This is a genomic window from Mycobacterium sp., assembly GCF_019247615.1.
Classification (GTDB): domain Bacteria; phylum Actinomycetota; class Actinomycetes; order Mycobacteriales; family Mycobacteriaceae; genus Mycobacterium.
The window spans coordinates 16,716-33,937 of record NZ_JAFBAT010000233.1; the positions used below are offsets into that span (position 1 = coordinate 16,716).

Below are 17,222 nucleotides of genomic sequence, written 5' to 3' on the forward strand. Positions count from 1 at the left end.
GTCTCGATGACTTAAATGGGAACTTGCATGGGACCTAAATGGACTCGATACCCAACGCCGTCGAGCTGACGGTCGACCAAGCGTGGTTCATCGCGGAAACCACCGGCGCCGGCGCCTTTCCGTGGGTGTTGGCGATCACGACGCCGTATTGTGATGCCGCGCAACGGGAAACGTTTCTCGAGCGCCAGCGGGCGGAACTGGCACGGATGGGTCTGCTGTCCCGAGACGGAGCGATTGCCCCGGCGGTCGCCGCGTGGATCAAAACGGTGTGCTTTCCGGACCGCTGGCTGGATCTGCGTTACGTCGGACCGGCGAAGGGCAACGGCGGGACCACCGGTGCGAGTGAGCTGCTGCGTGGCATCGTGGCGCAGCGCGCATCGAGCACGGTCGTCGCATTGCGCAGCGCGCAGCTGATCACGTTCACCGCCATGGAGATCGACGGTCCCCGATCGCTGGTTCCCGTGCTTGGCGTCGGATTGGCGCAGCGCCCGCCGGCGCGATTCGACGAGTTCAGCATGCCGATGCGGGTCGGGGCCCGAGCCGACGAGCGGCTGCGGTCGGGTGCTCCGCTAGCCGAAGTCCTTGACTACCTGGGCATTCCGCGATCAGCGCGGCCGGTGGTGGAGTCGGTGTTCACCGGCCCGCGCAGCTACGTCGAGATCGTCGCCGGCTGCCGCCGCGACGGACAGCACGCCAGCACCGAGGTGGGCATGAGCATCGTCGACACCGCCGCGGGCCGTGTCCTGGTCAGTCCGTCCCGCGCCTTCGACGGCGAGTGGGTCTCGACCTTCACCCCGGGGACCCCGTTCGCGATCGCCGCCGCGATCGAGCAGCTCGCCGCCTTGTTGCCGGACGGCCAATGGTTCGCGGACCGTCGGCTGACCCGCGACTTCTCAACCCAATGCGTCTGACCGAAAACCCAGAGAACAAACAGAAAGAGAGCACGATGTCCCCCGAGCGCTATTCGAGGGTGCGGTGACGTCCGGCACCGTCATGCCGATCGTCCGCGTGGCCATTCTCGCGGACACCAGGCTGACGGAGATGGCGCTGCCCGCCGAGTTGCCGCTGCGCGAAATACTGCCCGCGGTTCAGCGGCTGGTCGTTCCCGCGGAGTCCAATGGTGACGGTGGTCTTCCCAACAACGCGGCTGCCCAGCTGAGCCTGGCGCCCATCGGCGGGGCGCCGTTCAGCCTCGACGCCAGCCTGGACACCGTGGGAGTCGTCGACGGGGACCTGCTGGCGCTGCAGCCGGTGCCCCCCGGCCCATCGGCACCCGGCATCGTCGAGGACATCGCCGACGCCGCGATGATTTTCTCGACATCGCGGCTGCGGCCTTGGGGCCCAAGACATATCCAGCGCGGGGCGCTGGCGGCGGCGATCGTGGTGGCGCTGCTGGCGACCGGCCTCGGGGTCACCTACCGGGTGGTCGCCGGCGGGTTGCCCGGGCTGGTCGCCGTCAGCGCGATCGCGGCGCTCACCGCGGTGCTTGGGCTGCTCACCACGGTGCGCTCGCCTCGCACCGGCATGGTGCTGACGATCGCCGCGCTGGTCCCCATCGGCGCGGCCCTGGCGCTGGCGGTGCCGGGGAGATTCGGGCCGGCGCAACTGATGTTGGCCGCCGCCGGTGTCACCGCATGGTCGCTGATCGCGTTGATGGTTCCGGCCGCCGAGCGCGAGCGGATCGTCGGCGTCTTCACCGCCACCGCGGTGATCGGTGCGGGAGTCTTGCTCGCCGCCGGGGCCGAATTGATCTGGCGGCTAACGTTATTGAGCATCGGCTGCGGGCTCATTGTGGCGGCCCTGCTGGTCACCGTCGAGGCGCCGCAGATGTCGGCGTTGTGGGCACGTTTCCCGCTACCGGTCATCCCGGCGCCGGGCGATCCCACCCCGTCGGCGCCGTCGCTGCGGGTGCTCGAGGACCTGCCGCGGCGGGTGCGGATCGGCGATGCCCATCAGAGCGGGTTCATCGCCGCCGCGGTGCTGCTCAGCGCCCTCGGATCGGTGGCTATCGCGCTGCGTCCCGAGTCGCTGGGGGCCTGGGGCTGGTACGTTGTGGCGGCAACGGCCGCCGCATCCGTCCTGCGCGCCCGCGTGTGGGATTCGGCCGCCTGCAAGGCGTGGCTGCTCGCTCAGCCTTTCCTGGTCGCCGGTGCCCTGTCGGTGCTGTACACCGCGACGGGCCGCTACACCGCGGCCCTGGGCGCGGTGGTGGTCCTTGCCGCGCTGGCGCTGGCGTGGGTGGTCGTGGCCCTGAACCCGAGCGTCGCGTCGCCGGACAGCTATTCGCTGCCGGTGCGCCGGTTGCTGGGCTTTGTCGCCGCCGGCCTCGACGCTTCCCTGATCCCGGTGATGGCGTACCTCGTGGGTCTTTTCGCGTGGGTGCTCGATCGATGATCCGTGCCCGATTGGCTTGTATCACAGCCGGTTTCGTGGTTGCCACCGGTGCTTGCCCGTCGGCGGTTGCCATCAGCCCGCCGGCGGTCGACCCGGGCGTGCCGCCGCCCAGCGGGACGCCGGGGCCCGGCCAACCGATGGAGCAGCGCGGCCCCTGCAGCACCTCCGGAGTCATCCCCGGCACCGACCCGGGTGCCGTGACGCCCAGCCAGACGATGATGAATCTTCCTGCGGCGTGGCAGTTTTCCCGGGGCGACGGCCAACTGGTGGCGGTCATAGACACCGGGGTGCGCCCCGGCCCGCGCCTGCCCAACGTCGATCCTGGCGGCGATTTCGTGGAAACGACCGACGGCCTGACCGATTGCGACGGGCACGGCACCCTGGTCGCCGGAATCATCGCCGGCCAGCCGGGAGACGACGGTTTCTCCGGGGTGGCGCCCGCGGCGCGGGTGGTGTCGATCCGGATGACGTCGGCGAAATTCTCGCCGCGCACACCGGGCGGCGATCCGCTGCTGGAGCGGGCGTCCCTCGACGTCGCGACGCTGGCCCGGGCGATCGTTCACGCCGCCGACCTGGGTGCCAGGGTGATCAATATCTCCGCGACGACCTGCCTGCCAGCCGACCGCCCGATCGACCAGGCCGCGCTGGGCGCGGCGATCCGGTACGCGGCGGTGGACAAGGACGCCGTGATCGTCGCCGCCGCGGGCAACAGCGGGTCGACGGGATCGGTAGGTGGCGGAACCGCGGGAACCTCCTGCGAATCCAATCCGCTCACCGACCTGAGCCGGCCGGACGACGCGCGTAACTGGAACGGTGTCAAGTCGCTCTCCATCCCGTCGTGGTGGCAGCCGTATGTTCTCTCGGCGGCGTCGCTGGCACCGGACGGACAACCGTCGAAATTCACCATGGCCGGGCCGTGGGTGGGCATCGCGGCACCCGGCGAAAGCATTGCGTCGGTGAGCAACCGCGACGGCGGCGGCCTCGCCAATGGCCTGCCCGACGACCACCAGCAGATGGTCGCGCTGAGCGGCACCAGCTACGCGGCCGGCTATGTCTCGGGCGTCGTGGCGCTGGTCCGCAGCAAGTATCCCGGGTTGACCGCCGCACAGGCGATACGCCGCATCACCGCGACCGCGCGTGGCGGCGCCCGGGCGCCCTCCGACGTCGTCGGCGCGGGCAGCGTGGACCCCGTCGCCGCGCTCACCTGGGAGCTGCCGGCCGGCGGGCCCAGCGGTGCGGGCGGACCGGCCGGCGCGCCAACGAAGCCGGTGGCCGTTCCGCCGGCGTCGGCGCCCAAGGACACCACACCGCGCACCGTCGCGTTCGCCGGAACCGCCGTGCTGGCCTTGGTTGTCGCGGCCGCCGCCGCGATCGCCGCAAGCACCCGACGGAAGGAGACCACCCCGTGAGCCCGTTTCGCTCGATACCGCCTTGCGGCAGCGGCCGAGTCACGCTGGCGCTGCTGGTGTTGGTGCCGGCCGTGTTGGCCTACCCGTGGCGGTCGCCTCGCGAATACTGGTTGCTCGGCATCGCCGCCGCTGTTGTCATCGCGCTGTTCGGCTGGTGGAACGGCTTGCACTTAACCACGATCCTGCGCCGCCGCCTGGCGATGACGCGCCGTAGTGGTGGCTCCGAACCCGAAATGGCGCCGGCCACCGAGACGACCGTGCTGCTACGAATCGGGCCGCCGGTCGGAGACTCGGATGTGCTTCCGCTGCCGCTGATCGCCCGGTACCTGGACCGCTACGGCGTCCGCGCGGACAAGATCCGAATCACCAGCCGGGACAACGCATTCGACGCGTCGAGGCGGGAGACCTGGATCGGGCTCACGGTGTCGGCGGCAGACAATTTGGCGGCGCTGCGCGCGCGTTCGTCGCGGATCCCCCTGCACGAGACCGCCGAGGTCGCGGCGCGCCGGCTCGCCGACCACCTCCGCGAGATCGGATGGGAAGCCACCACGGTGGGGCCCGACGACATCCCGCGCGTGCTGGCCCCCGATGCCCGCGAAACCTGGCGGGGAGTGCAGCGGGGCACATCGGATCACGTTGCGGCATACCAGATCCGGGTCGACGACGCACTCCCCGAAACCCTGGCGGCGATCCCGTCGATTCCGGCGCGCGAGGTCTGCCTGGCGCTCGAGATCGCCGGTGACGGAACCCGCAACACGGTCGCCGCCGCGTGCGCCTTCCTGACCGATACGCCGCCCGGCGCGAGGCCGCCGCTGGCCGGGCTGACTCCGCAGCGCGGCAATCACCGACCGGCGCTCACGGCGCTCGATCTGTTGTCCACGCGGCGACTCGACGGACACGCCGACGAACCCGTCGGCCTACTGGCGCGGCTGGCCTGGCCGACCCCGGTGGCCGGCGCCCATCGGGCACCGCTCGCCGAAACGGCTAGAACATGACCTCCCGCAGAAACGGTGTCATCCGCCGCAGGTAATCCAATTGGCTCACGTGCAGCACATGGCTGCCGGGGAACCAGTGCAGGGCGCAGCGATCCCAATGATTCCACAGCATCACGGCCTGCTCCGGTGGCGCCATTCGATCGCCGAGACCGGTGATGATCATCCGTCGGTCCTTCGCCACCCGCGGCCGGTAGTTCAGCGGGCAGTGGTAAGCCAGCCCGGCGGTTAGCTCGTCGCGCCCGATGTTGGACAACCGCAATCCCAAACCCAGCAGCTTGCTGGCCGGGAACCATTCGTCGAACATCGTCGCCGGGGTCACGACCGGGCAGTTGGGGATGACGGCTTCGAGCCGGTCGTCGACGGCCGCCAGCAACGCGGATGTGTAACCGCCCAGCGATATCCCGGTCAACGCGATCCGGTCGACCCCGGTGTGGCGCAAATAGTCGATGATGGACCGAAAGTCGTGCACGGCCTGAGCCATCGCCTCTGCGAAACCGCCGAGCCCGCCGGCGAAATAACCGAAACCGCTGAACGGCGAGAACTTTTCGGCCCGCGGGCCGTGGAACGGAAGTGTGTACATCAACACGTCGTAGCCCGAGCGGTAATACCACGGCAGCGTGAAGAACCGCCCGTTGGCCAGATACGACGAGCCCATGAAACCGTGGATGACGCAGAGGGTGGGGTGCGGCCCGTCCGCATGACGCCAGTGCTGCGCGTGCACCACGTTGTTGGACCGCCAAGAGCTCCAGCGCGCGCGCATCGCCGGATTGATCGCGCGGAAGCTGGTGGGGAACGAGATGTTGTCCACCCTGCCGCGCGCGAGCCGTTCCGCGAACCGATTGGCGCGCCGAGCGGTGACCCGGGGCATGTGGGTGGGCGTCGGGAACGACTTCTCCGGATCCCGCTCCGCCGCCAGCTCGGCGTAGAAACCCAGGCTGGCGCGTTCGCTCCCGGAGCGCACCGAGGTGGCGATGACGGCCGGGGTCACCGTCGTGGCGAGCATCGATGCCACCGCGGTGCGCAGCGCGAGATCGCCGACCGAGGAGGCCTCCATGACCATTCGCTGACGGGGCGACAACGCCGAGGGCGGCGGCAAGCCGCCGGCGTCGGCGGGTACGTCGGCGCCGGGAACATCCGGAACGGGAACGGGGGGACCGAGCGGCTCCGCCTCGGGCTTCACGAACGCGATGGTATCCCCGACTCGGTCGCCGCCGTGGCGGCATGCGGTAATACGGTTTGTCTATCAGCCGCCTCGGGATGGTGTTGATCAGGAGGACCGACATGTGGGATCCGAACGTCTACCTTGCCTTCGCGGATCATCGGAGCCGGCCCTTCTATGACCTGCTGTCGCGGGTGGGCGGCGAGCGTGCGCGTCGGGTGGTCGATCTCGGCTGCGGGCCGGGCCATTTGACGCAGTACCTGGCCCGCCGCTGGCCGCAGGCGACCATCGAGGCGATAGACAGCTCGCCGGAGATGGTCGCCGCCGCCAAGGAGCGCGGAATCGACGCCGTCATCGGTGACCTGCGCGAGTGGAAGCCCAAGCCCGACACCGACGTGGTGGTGAGCAACGCCGCCCTGCACTGGGTGCCCGAGCATTCCGACCTGCTGGTCCGGTGGGCCGGCGAGCTGGCGTCCGGATCGTGGATCGCCGTCCAGATACCGGCCAACTTCGACACCCCGTCACATGCCAGCGTGCGCGCGCTGGCCCGTCGTGAGCCCTACGCAAAGGCCATGCGGGACATACCATTTCGTGTCGGAGCGGTAGTCCAGCCGCCGACTCATTACGTCAACCTGCTGCTGGACGCCGGCTGCAAGGTCGACGCTTGGGAGAGCACATACCTGCACCAGCTGACCGGTGAGCACCCGGTGCTGGAATGGATCACCGGCACGGCGCTGGTCCCGGTCCGCGAGCGGCTCGACGACGAACGCTGGGAACAGTTCCGGCAGGAACTCATTCCACTGCTCGATGACGCCTACCCGCGGAGGGCCGACGGTACGACGATTTTTCCCTTCCGCAGGGTGTTCATCGTCGCCCAAGCCGGTGGCGGGCATCGCTCGCGTGGGTAACGTCGGTCGCCCGGGGCTCTTCGATTCCTCGGTCGGCCGCGATGGCGGAGCTGCTGTTCGGCTTCATCCGATGAATCCGTAGATACGTCTCCGTGTAACGCACCGCGATCCGGGAACCGGCGAACTCCGACGGTATGACGTCGCCGGTGCGCTGGCGCCAATCGTGCAGACGCACCGCCATATCGGCCGCGATCGCGTCGACCGCAGCCCCAATGCACGTGTCACCCGCGAGCAAGTTGTTGCTCTCGGTGGGATCGGTGCGCAGATCGTAGAGTTCGCGCTCCGGCCGCGGACCCTGCACGTACGGTGCGACGGCCAGTCCCGACGGGCTTTCCTGGATGTCCAACGGCATGTCGAGCAATGGCCGGTGCGCGTAGTTTTCGATGTAGCTGTATTCCTTGGTGCGGATGGCGCGGATGGGGTCGAAAGAGTCGTGATAGGTCTTGGTGGTGTACACGTGATTTCGGACGGGTTCGGCGTGTGCGTCGGGCGCAAGCAACGCGCCGGCGTGTGACACGCCGTCGACGTCGGCCGGCGCCTTCAGCCCCAACAGGCCGAGCACGGTAGGCACCACGTCGACGCCGCTGAACAGTTCGTCGTAGACCCGGTGGGGAATATCCCGGTTCGTCGGTGGGCGGATGATCATCGCGATGCCGGTTCCGGCGTCGTAGAGCGTGGATTTCGCGCGCGGAAACGCCGGGCCGTGATCAGTGAAGAACACCACCCAGGTGTTCGCGTCCAGCCCCGTCCGGGTCAACGTATCGAGCAGCCGGCCCACCGCCGTGTCCGCCGCGGCGATCGCGCCGTAGAAGTCCGCGAGGTCACCGCGAACCTCGGGGGAATCGGGCAGGTAGTCGGGCGGATCCACGGCGGCGCTGTCGGCCGGAACGTATCGGTCGTGCGGGTAGGGACGGTGCGTTTCGAAGAATCCCGCGGTCAACAGGAACGGTTGGACGGAAACGCCCTCGGCGGCCTCGCGGTGCCACTCTTCAAGCCATTCGTTGGCCTGGCCCACCACGTACTCGCAATAGGAGTTCGACACGTCAAACTCGTCGAAGCCCAGCCGCTTCGGATACGACGTCTCGTGCTGCATGCCGAAAAGTGCTGAGTAGTAACCCGATTCGCCTAGTATCTGGGGCAGTGTGCGGACGCGGCTGCGGTATTCCCAGCCGAGGTGGGCCAGGCCCACGAGCCCATTGCTTTGCGGGTAGCGGCCGGTGAACAGCGATCCGCGCGACGGCGAGCACAGCGGCGCGGTGGCGTGTGCCCGAGTGAACAGGATGCCTTCGGCGGCGAGCCGGTCCAGTCGAGGGCTGGACACATCCGGGTGGCCGTAGGCGCCGAGATATCGCCCCAGGTCGTGCCAATGCACGATCAGCACGTTTTCTTTCGCCTCGTTGGCGCGTTGGGCCGTCATACCGTCACCTCGACGCGCGACGATACCGCAGCCGCAGCTGGTGTCACGCGACTCCGACCGCGTCGCGGCCGGCCCCGGTTTGACAGCTGCGTTCGCGGGCGTCACGCCGGCGCGAGCAAGGGGCGGCCGGTTTCGCCAGCGCGTGCCGGTGGGCGCATTCGGCCTACCTGATGGCGCCCGGCACCCGATCCCATCGGTTCTCGCTGACGAATTCCGACAGCGGTCGCCCGAAGGCCCAGCCGTCCAGCTCCAAGGCGGGACGATCCGGAAATTCGGGCACCGGCCCCAGGCACAGGATGGCCACGGGCTCGGCATCCGCGGGCATCGCAAGCAGCTCGGCCAACCGGTGGGGATCGAACAGCGAAACCCAGCCCATCCCAAGGCCTTCGGACCGGGCCGCCAGCCACAGGTTCTGGATCGCGCACGACACCGACGCGAGGTCCATCTGTGGCAGCGTCCGCCGCCCGAAAACGTGCGGCTCCCGGTTGGCGCACAGCGCCACCACGAAGAGCTCGGCGCATTCCAGGATGCCTTCGACTTTCAGTGCGAGAAACTCCTCGGCCCGCTCACCCAGGGCGGCGGCGGTGAGCCGGCGCTCTTCGTCGACCAGCGCGTGTATGCGTCGGCGCAGCGAGTCATCGGTGATCCGGATGAAGCGCCACGGCTGCATCAGGCCCACGCTGGGAGCCGCGTGCGCGGCCTGCAACAGGCGCGCCAGCACATCTTCTGCCACCACGCGGCCCGGTACGAAGCGGCGCATGTCGCGCCGCTCGGAGATCACACGGTAAACGGCCTGCCGCTCTTGGGGGCTGAACGCCTGATCGGACACGGGGCCATCCTAGGAAATCCGCGCTAGCGTGAGCCGGTGAAAGTTTCCGATGTCTTCGACCAGCTGCCCGCCAACGGCGCATACGGGGAGCCCTACAGGACGGCCGACGGCGCCACGGTGATCCCCGTTGCCAAACCTGTCGGCGTCTTCGTCATCCGCGGCGGCGAGGCTTCCTGGGTACCAGCGCTGGATTCCAACCGGATTGCGCTGATCGGGGTGCTCACCGGCCTGGCGGCAGCGGTGATCGGCGCCCTGGCGGTGCTGCGGCAGCCGCCCTGGCCCCGGATCACGATCACCGAACGCCGTCACGGGCTGTAAGTGACGCCGACCGCCCGGAACACGTATTCCGGCGGCATGTCGAAGCCCAGCGATCGTCGCGGCAGTCCGGCGAGCACGTCGGTCGGGATGGCCGCCTTGTAGTGCAGCGACAGCTTGCCGCTGAACGTCTCGTCAATCCGGGCTGTCTTGGTATCGAGGTCGACGTGGACCCGCAGGCCGGTGGACGAAATCTCGGCCTTCGCGGGGCCGGCCTGCGGCGCATCCCAAGCCACATCGACGGTCGGTCCTGCGAGTTTGGGCAGCATGGACAGCGTCGCCAGAACCCGCTTGGCGGTGAAGACCAGGGAACCGCTGTAGCTGGCGACGCTGTGTTGCAGCCGGACGCCGGGGATGGCGCCGCTGAATCGCCTGGTCACCGGAACATAATCGGCCAGGTAGACGATGCCCTCCGCCTCGGCCTCGGCGTGCAGATCGTCGGGTAGCTTGCCGATGCCGAACAACCTGCGAACAAAGACGGCCATGACGCCAGTATTACTCGCTATGACGGGAACCATGACGCGCCCGCGGACGGCCTTGGCCGTAGGAGTCGCCGTAGGAGCCGCCGTGGTCGCTGTCGTCGTGTACGCGGCCATGTGGGTGGGCTACCGCCAGGGCTGGGATTGGCTGCACCGCGTCGATTACTCGATGTTGAATGGCGCGCACGACATTGCCACCAAGCACCCGATGTGGGTTTGGTTTTGGAATGTCGTCTCGATCGCGCTGGGCCCGGTTCCGCTGCGTCTGCTGGGCGCGGTGGCCGCGGTGGCCGCGCTGGTGAGGCACCACGTGCGCGCGGCGCTGGTGCTGCTGGCGTGCGCGCAGCTGAGCGGGTTGGTGACGGCGGCGGCCAAGGGTCTGGCGAACCGCCCGCGGCCGTCGACCATGCTGGTGCCCGCGTCGGGAACGTCGTTTCCTTCCGGACACGCGCTCGAGGCGACGGCCGCACTCCTGGCCCTGCTGAGCTATCTGCTCCCGATGATGAGTCGGAGGATGCGTCGAGTCGCGATCGCGGTGACCGCACTGTGCCTGGTGTTGGTCGGCGCGGCCCGGGTGGCGCTGAACGTGCATTACTTGTCCGACGTGCTCGCCGGCTGGTCGCTCGGCTATTTGTATTTCCTGTTGTGCATCTTGATCTTTCGGCCTCCGAGCAGGCCGGCGGCCGATGCCGCGCCGATGATCACGGCGCAGTGACCCGATCGCGGCTGAACTTTTACTTGACCCCAAGGTTGGCGCCGCCTGACGATGGAATCCATGCGCCGACTGCTGGTTTCGCTGTGCGCTGCGGTGTGCCTGATTTCGTTGTCCCCGGCGCTCGCCCCGGTAAGTGGCGCGGCCACACCCTGGTTCGCGAACTCCGTTGGCAATGCGACGCAAGTGGTTTCGGTGGTGAGCACCGGCGGTTCCAACGCGACCATGGACATCTACCAGCGCACCGCGGCGGGCTGGCAAGCGCTCAAGACCGGGATTCCCACCCACGTCGGATCGGCCGGCATGGCCCCGCAGGCCAGGAGCGGCGTGCCCGCGACGCCCATGGGCGTTTACACGCTTGACTCGGCCTTCGGCACGGCGCCCAATCCGGGTGGCGGACTGCCGTACACCCAGGTCGGCCCCAACCACTGGTGGAGCGGTGACGACCACAGCCCCACCTTCAATTCGATGCAGGTATGCGAGAAGTCGCATTGTCCGTTCAACACGGCCGACAGCGAGAACCTGCAGATCCCGCAGTACAAGCACGCCGTCGTGATGGGTGTTAACAAGAACAAGGTCCCGGGCGGCGGCGCGGCCTTCTTCTTCCACACGACCGACGGCGGCCCCACCGAAGGCTGCGTGGCCATAGACGACACCACGTTGGTGCAGATCATCCGCTGGCTGCGGCCGGGTGCGGTGATCGCGATTACGAAGTAGCCAACGCGCGGCCGGGCGTTACCTTGAAGTTCATGCCCGCCAACGACATTGTCGCGTCGTAGGTTCTGTCGTAACCGGTTCCGCTGATTTTCCAGCCGGCCTCGGCGCGCCGGTAGGTGTCTCGGTAGAAGGCGGCGCCGATCAGCATGAAGTTGAGGTCGGCGACGATGACCCGGTCTTGTAGATACCAGCTGCCCGTTGCCGTGTCGCCGTCGACGGTGATGTCCGGATGCGTCACCCGGTGTTCCGTGATGACGTTGAGGGGCAGCGACGTCCGCATATACTCGACGAGGCCCGCGCGATTGGTGAAGTGCAGCTCGTTGCCGATCGACGGGCCATAGTCGGCCTTGATGTCTTCGGTCAGCGTGTCGGCGAAGTCGTCCCAGTGCTTGGTGTCCAGCGCGCGCAGGTACCGGTACTTCACCTGCTTGATCGCTTCGATGTCGGCTGCCACTTCTTGAAAGCTCATCTGGTCATTGCAGCACATGGCGCGGGGCGGGTCGCGCTACCCCTAACCGTCAGACAGGTAGTTGGTGACCATGTCGATCAGCGCGCGCCGTTCCCCGCTCCAGTCGACGTCGGTCCCGGTGATCATCTGTGCCAGCACCACCCCGCGCAGGGTGGCCCAAATGACCTCGGCCACACCCGCTTTCGAGGGGTCGTCGGTGATCAGCCGACCGAGTTGGCCGATCGCGGAGTTCATCTCGAGCAGATGACGCCGCGACGAGGCGCCCGGCCGGCCGCGCACGGCGCGCAGGATCTCGAACGCGGCCATCGATGTCGGGCTGCTGTAACAGCCCCAGGCGGTGTCGACGACGAGCTCGATGCGCTCCCGCAGCGCAAGCTCGCTGATGTCGGCCGACGACAGGCTGTCGACCAGCCTGGCCACGCCGTCGTCGACGACGGCCACCAACAGGCCGTTGCGGTCGCCGAAGTGGTACTGGATGACCCCCCACGTCACTCCCGCGCGTTCGGCTACGTGCTTTGCGGTGGTGGCCGCGAATCCCTCTTCCACGATGCAGCGGACCGTCTCGTCGATGATCCGCGCGCGCGTGTCGTCGCCGCGTTTGCGCGGCGCGGTGGTGCGCCGGGTGGGAGCAATAGACATTGTTGACTTTATAACATAGTCGTGTCTATTTTTGAACGGTGAGCCCATCCCGGTACGCGCGGCTGTCCCGCGACGAGTTGGCGGTGCTGGTACCCGAATTGCTGCTGATCGGTCACATGATCGACCGGTCCGGGATGGCCTGGTGCATCAGCTCGTTCGGCCGCGAGGAGATGGTGCAGATCGCCATCGAGGAGTGGGCGGGCGCCAGCCCGATCTACACCAGACGGATGCAGCGGGCGCTGAATTACGAGGGCGACGACGTTCCCACCATCTTCAAGGGGCTGCAGCTCGACATCGGCGCGCCGCCGCAATTCATGGATTTCCGGTACACCATCCACGATCGTTGGCACGGCGAGTTCCACCTCGACCACTGCGGCGCGCTGCTCGATGTGGAGCCGATGGGCGACGAGTACGTCTTCGGAATGTGCCACACCATCGAGGATCCGACGTTCGACGCCACCGCCGTGGCGACCAATCCGCGCGCGCAGATGCGTCCCATCCACCGGCCGCCGCGGGTACCGTCCGATCGGCACCCGCACTGCGCGTGGACGGTGATCGTCGACGAGTCCTATCCGCCGGCCCAGGGCATCCCCGCGCTGGAACTTGTTCGCCAAAGCCGCGCCGCGACATGGGAATTGGACGCCATCGATCGAGCCGACGAGGGGCAGGCGGATTACTCAGGACCGTTGTTGTCCGATTTCGACTTCGGCGCGTTCTCGCATTCGGCGCTGACCCGGATGGCCGACGAGGTCTGCCTGCAGATGCACCTGCTCTATCTGTCGTTCGCGATCGCGGTGCGGGCGCGCGCCACCGACGACGCCGAGGCCCGCTCGGTGGGCACCCGCGGGCTGATCGGCCTTGCCGGGCTTGGCGCAGAACGCATTCACCGCGCGTTAGGTCTCCCCGGCGGCATCGAGGGAGTGCGCCGCGTGCTCGAGCTGCATCCGCTGCTCAACCCCGTGGGTTACGTCTCGGCGGAAACGGAGGCGAACCGGCTGCAGGTGCACCGGTCGCCGGCCCACGACGATGGCGCGTGGATATCGCTGTGCTCACCGGAATCCGTGCAGCCGCTGCAGGCGATCGCCACGGCGGTGGATCCGCGGATCGCGGTTCGGGTTAGCGGCACCGACATCGAGTGGACCGCCGAACTGATCGAAACCGATACCCCAGACGACGAACTGCCAGAGGTTTCGGTAGCGAAATTGAGTGGGGGATCGACCTTCCAGTTCGAACCGAGGCGTTCGCTGCCCTTGACCGTGGTCTGAGCCAAAGCAATTTGTCAAGACGGTCGTCGATACCACTTCGGTGACGACACGGCATCGACCACATACCAATGAGGTTGTGAGCCAACTGCATACGGTGCGCCCGCCGTTATGGTTGACGCTGGCCACGGACCCCCCTATCGCCGAAAGTCTTCGCTCTATGTATGACCCGCTGGGGTTGTCGATCGGGACCAGTAACCTGGTCGCGGCGTGTAACGGAAATCCACCGGTTACACGCCGCGCCGTGCTGACGCTGTATCCGCACTGTGCGCCGAAAGTCGGTCTACCGGACGAAGGTCCGAACCTCAGCGAGCCGGGCGTGCTGATGCGCGGCTTCGTGGAGCGCATCGGTGAGTCGGTGGCGCTGGTGTCGCCCGACGGATCCGCCCACGACCCGGACCTGTTGATGGTCGAAGCGCTGGACGCGATGGTGCTGGCGGCGGGCGCGGACGTGGCGTCGTCGGAAATCTCCATCGCCGTTCCCGCCTACTGGAAACCGGGTACGGTGCAGGCGCTGCGCAACGGCCTGCGAACGCATTTGGGGTTTGTCCGAAGCGGCATGGCGCCGCGACTGGTCTCCGATGCGATCGCGGCGCTGACCGCGGCCAATGCGGAGCTGTGCCTGGCGGCAACGGGCGTGGTCGCACTGCTGGATTTCGGGGGTGGCGGCACCTCGGCCACGTTGGTGAGCCTCGCGGGAGATTTCGAAGTGGTCTGCCCCACCATGCGATACCCGGCGTTCTCCGGTGACGAGATCGATCAAGCGGTGCTCTTGAGGGTCTTCGAGGAGCTTGGGCACTTCAGCCGTATGGATCCGGCCAGCACCGCCGCGGTGGGTCAACTCGGCCTGCTCAGGGAGCAGTGCCGCACGGCCAAGGAGCGGTTGTCCATCGAGACGGTGACCGAATTCCCCGTGGAGCTCGGTGGGCGCAGGTGCAGCATGAAGCTGACGCGTGACGAGCTGGGAGACCTGATACAGGACCGGCTGAGCGGGTTCATCTATGCGTTCGACGATATGCTGGCCCGTCGTAAGAAGAGCTGGGCGGACCTCTCGGCGGTGGTGATGGTCGGCGGCGGCGCCAGCATTCCACTTGTCGCCGAACGCCTTTCGGTTCACGGGCGCCGACCCGTAGTGAAGCCTTCCCATCCGGAATTCGCGGCCGCCGCCGGCGCGTTGATGCTGGCCTCGCGCGGCGAACAGTTGGATCTGCGGGCACGCACGTCGATCGGGCTGCTCGCGGCGGCCGACGCCGTCGGTGACGTCGTCGACCTCGGCGCCGGCGACGTCTTGGTGATCGACCATGAGGCGCTGACCGATCGCGAGTTGGCTTGGTCTCAGACGGAATTCCCCGGCGATATTCGGGTTCCGTACAGTCCCGCCGCCTACGACGAAGACGGTCAGGCGGGCTGGTCGATGCGCCTGAACCTGATCGAGCCACCCCGGGAACCGGGGTGGCGGCGCCTCCGGTTATCGCAGTTGATCGTCGGGATGTGCGCCGTGGTCGCCATGACCGCGATCGGCGGGGTGGCTTACACATTGTCCGGCAAAGAAATTCGCGAAGTTCCGCCGGCGCGGACCGGTGCGCCCGTGCCGGTCCCGGAGCGTCCGCTGATGCCGAGTCGGGCGGCACCAGCGCCTCCTACGGCGCCGCCCAGCCCCCTACCGCCACCGCCGAGTGTGCAACCGGTACCCAGCCCGGCGCCGCCACCGACGCCCGAGCCGCCGCCGTCACCGCCCCCACCGGCGATCGTGACCACGCAGGCGCCACCGGTCGTCACGACGCATCGGCCGGCGCCGCCGACGACGACGCCCGCGCCGGCTACCCAGTCGCCGACCACGACGACGGCGACGACGACAACACCTCCTTCGCCGCCTACGACCACTGCGCCCCCCACGACCCCGACGACTACGGTGCCGATGACCACGCAATGGATACACGTGCCGTTGCTACCGGTGCCGATACCGGTTCCGGTTCCGCAGAGCCAGGCTCCCCAGCCACCCCAAGCGCCTCAGCCGCCTCAGTACCCCCAGTATCCGCAGCCCACCCAGAACCCTTTCCTGAGCCCTGGGTACTGAAAAGCACGACCTGTGAAATCGGCCGTCCTAAGAGCGCTTTCGGCCCTGCGCGAGTAGCGTGAAGTCGGCACCCAGGACGGGCTGGGTCTGTTGTTTGCTGCCCCTTCGGGGAGGCTTTGGAGGCCTTGGAGGCGCACATGGACATGGTGCTCGGGATCTCTACGGCCCCCACGATGGTGCGTTCAGTGCTCATCGAGGGCCACGACGCGAACGGTGTCACCGTCGAAGAGGACCACTTCGCGGTGGCCCCACGGGAATACTCGGCGACCACCGGGGTCGACCGCATCATCGGGACGATCGCGGCAGCCCGGGAAGGTGCGATCGCGGGCGGGCACCGACTGACCGCCACCGGGGTGACGTGGACGGACCCCGTCGACGTCGACGCGCTGCGGGATGCGGCTGCCTCGCACGACGCGGGCAGCGTCATGCTCGTTCCGCCCTTGCTCGCCGCCGCCGCATTGGCGCGCGCCGTCGGCGATGCCCTCAACTACGAGCACATCGCGATGTTGTACGTCGAGCGCGACGGCGCGACGTTGGCGATCGTCGAGGCCGCCGACGGATCGATCGGCGATCTGCGCCGGCAGCCACTGGCCGGGAACTCCGAGGCGGCGATTGCGGCCGAGCTGGGGACCATGGTCGCCGGCCTGGACGCGCCGGCATCGCCGGCCGACTGCGTGTTCGTCGTAGGCGGCGGGGTCGATGTGCTGACTCTCAAGGGCGCTCTCGAGGCTGCGACCGCACTGCAAGTCGTGGTCCCCGAGGAGCCCGACATGGCGCTGGCCCGGGGGGCGGCACTGGCGTCGGCGAACGCGCCGTTGTTCGCGTCGTCGACGGCTGCGCTGGCTTACTCCCTGGATCCGGGCACCGGCGACGGCGCGTTCGCCCACAGCGCCCGGGAAGACTTCGCGTTCGACGATGACGTGAGCATTAACCGGCGGGGACCGCTGGTGTTGGCCGGCAGCGCGCTGGCGGCCGTCGCAGCGGGACTGGTCGTGATTTCGCTGGCGTCGGATGTGGGGCCGGCGCGGCAGCCCACGCCGGCCGCCGGCGCAGTCGCGCAGGCCAGTCCCATGCCGCCCGATGCCCAGTTGGCGGCCCCCGGCCCTCCGCCACCCGCGCCAGTCCCGGCGGCCCCGGCGGAGCCCGCGCCTGAGGCCGCCGCCGTGCCCGCGGCGCCCCCGCCGTCGCCGGAGGCCGCACCGCCGGCGCCCGAGGTGACCGCCGCCCCCGAGGTCCCACCCGCTCCGCCCGTGCTGAGGCAGACGCCACCCAGCGCGGTCAACGCGGCGCCCCCCGCCCCCCCGCCCCGTCGTACGCCGACGCGGCGGGCGCCGCAGTCCGTGCCGGCCCCGGTGCAGCAGGCACCGGCCCCGCCGCCGTCGGCGGCCCCGGCGCCGCAGCCGGTCGCGGTGCCCCCACCGCCTCCGGCGGAGCAGCGACC

General features: G+C 68.6%; 17 protein-coding genes. 11 read left to right on the plus strand and 6 right to left on the minus strand.

Annotated elements, in window-relative coordinates; translation table 11 throughout:
• Nucleotides 1–38: 38 nt before the first annotated feature.
• The 4 genes from JO059_RS16095 (at nt 39) to eccE (ending at nt 4,798) form a co-directional block, all read left to right on the plus strand.
• Nucleotides 39–911 carry an ESX secretion-associated protein EspG gene (locus JO059_RS16095; RefSeq protein ID WP_293320405.1) on the plus strand — a complete coding sequence of 291 codons (873 nt, stop codon included), beginning with the start codon at nt 39–41 and terminating at the stop codon, nt 909–911.
• A gap of 82 nt (nt 912–993) precedes the next feature.
• Complete coding sequence (gene eccD / locus JO059_RS16100; protein ID WP_293320440.1) at nt 994–2,394, plus strand: type VII secretion integral membrane protein EccD; 1,401 nt, start codon at nt 994–996, stop codon at nt 2,392–2,394.
• Complete coding sequence (gene mycP / locus JO059_RS16105; protein WP_293320407.1) at nt 2,391–3,803, plus strand: type VII secretion-associated serine protease mycosin; 1,413 nt, start codon at nt 2,391–2,393, stop codon at nt 3,801–3,803. The genes eccD and mycP overlap by 4 nt, the downstream gene beginning before the upstream one ends.
• Nucleotides 3,800–4,798, plus strand: a complete 999-nt coding sequence (gene eccE / locus JO059_RS16110) for a type VII secretion protein EccE (RefSeq protein ID WP_293320409.1) — start codon at nt 3,800–3,802, stop codon at nt 4,796–4,798. Before mycP ends, eccE begins: the two co-directional genes overlap by 4 nt.
• Here the strand turns inward: eccE and JO059_RS16115 are convergent.
• The gene (locus tag JO059_RS16115; RefSeq protein WP_293320411.1) at nt 4,788–5,978 is read right to left on the minus strand and encodes an alpha/beta fold hydrolase; all 1,191 of its coding nucleotides are present in this window, start codon (nt 5,976–5,978) and stop codon (nt 4,788–4,790) included. The two genes, eccE and JO059_RS16115, sit on opposite strands and share 11 nt — an antisense overlap.
• A gap of 101 nt (nt 5,979–6,079) precedes the next feature.
• Between JO059_RS16115 and JO059_RS16120 the strand changes: the two genes are divergently transcribed.
• Nucleotides 6,080–6,865, plus strand: coding sequence for a trans-aconitate 2-methyltransferase (locus JO059_RS16120; protein ID WP_293320413.1), 786 nt, complete (start codon nt 6,080–6,082; stop codon nt 6,863–6,865).
• On the opposite strand, the gene JO059_RS16125 is transcribed toward JO059_RS16120, so the two are convergent.
• The gene (locus tag JO059_RS16125; protein ID WP_293320415.1) at nt 6,822–8,282 is read right to left on the minus strand and encodes a sulfatase; all 1,461 of its coding nucleotides are present in this window, start codon (nt 8,280–8,282) and stop codon (nt 6,822–6,824) included. The two genes, JO059_RS16120 and JO059_RS16125, sit on opposite strands and share 44 nt — an antisense overlap.
• Before the next feature lie 163 nt (nt 8,283–8,445).
• The gene (gene bluB / locus JO059_RS16130; RefSeq protein ID WP_293320417.1) at nt 8,446–9,111 is read right to left on the minus strand and encodes a 5,6-dimethylbenzimidazole synthase; all 666 of its coding nucleotides are present in this window, start codon (nt 9,109–9,111) and stop codon (nt 8,446–8,448) included.
• Between the two features lie 36 nt (nt 9,112–9,147).
• Here bluB and JO059_RS16135 point away from each other — a divergent pair, with 36 nt between their 5' ends.
• On the plus strand, nt 9,148–9,429 hold the full coding sequence (locus JO059_RS16135; protein WP_293320419.1) for a hypothetical protein: 282 nt from the start codon (nt 9,148–9,150) through the stop codon (nt 9,427–9,429).
• On the opposite strand, the gene JO059_RS16140 is transcribed toward JO059_RS16135, so the two are convergent.
• Nucleotides 9,417–9,911 carry a hypothetical protein gene (locus tag JO059_RS16140; RefSeq protein WP_293320421.1) on the minus strand — a complete coding sequence of 165 codons (495 nt, stop codon included), beginning with the start codon at nt 9,909–9,911 and terminating at the stop codon, nt 9,417–9,419. The genes JO059_RS16135 and JO059_RS16140 overlap by 13 nt on opposite strands.
• Before the next feature lie 31 nt (nt 9,912–9,942).
• On the opposite strand from JO059_RS16140, the gene JO059_RS16145 reads away from it, so the two are divergent.
• Nucleotides 9,943–10,620, plus strand: a complete 678-nt coding sequence (locus JO059_RS16145) for a phosphatase PAP2 family protein (RefSeq protein WP_293320423.1) — start codon at nt 9,943–9,945, stop codon at nt 10,618–10,620.
• A gap of 60 nt (nt 10,621–10,680) precedes the next feature.
• Nucleotides 10,681–11,334 carry a L,D-transpeptidase gene (locus tag JO059_RS16150; RefSeq protein WP_293320425.1) on the plus strand — a complete coding sequence of 218 codons (654 nt, stop codon included), beginning with the start codon at nt 10,681–10,683 and terminating at the stop codon, nt 11,332–11,334.
• On the opposite strand, the gene JO059_RS16155 is transcribed toward JO059_RS16150, so the two are convergent.
• Together JO059_RS16155 and JO059_RS16160 are read right to left on the minus strand one after the other, a co-directional pair.
• On the minus strand, nt 11,324–11,821 hold the full coding sequence (locus JO059_RS16155) for a nuclear transport factor 2 family protein (protein ID WP_293320427.1): 498 nt from the start codon (nt 11,819–11,821) through the stop codon (nt 11,324–11,326). The genes JO059_RS16150 and JO059_RS16155 overlap by 11 nt on opposite strands.
• Before the next feature lie 24 nt (nt 11,822–11,845).
• Nucleotides 11,846–12,442: a TetR/AcrR family transcriptional regulator gene (locus JO059_RS16160; protein ID WP_293320429.1), complete on the minus strand. Its 597-nt coding sequence runs from the start codon at nt 12,440–12,442 to the stop codon at nt 11,846–11,848.
• Between the two features lie 38 nt (nt 12,443–12,480).
• Between JO059_RS16160 and JO059_RS16165 the strand changes: the two genes are divergently transcribed.
• The 3 genes from JO059_RS16165 to JO059_RS16175 form a co-directional block, all read left to right on the plus strand.
• On the plus strand, nt 12,481–13,707 hold the full coding sequence (locus JO059_RS16165) for a hypothetical protein (protein ID WP_293320432.1): 1,227 nt from the start codon (nt 12,481–12,483) through the stop codon (nt 13,705–13,707).
• A gap of 157 nt (nt 13,708–13,864) precedes the next feature.
• Nucleotides 13,865–15,781, plus strand: a complete 1,917-nt coding sequence (locus JO059_RS16170) for an Hsp70 family protein (protein WP_293320442.1) — start codon at nt 13,865–13,867, stop codon at nt 15,779–15,781.
• Between the two features lie 173 nt (nt 15,782–15,954).
• The coding region (locus JO059_RS16175) for a hypothetical protein (protein ID WP_293320434.1) at nt 15,955–17,222 on the plus strand (1,268 nt) is incomplete at its 3' end.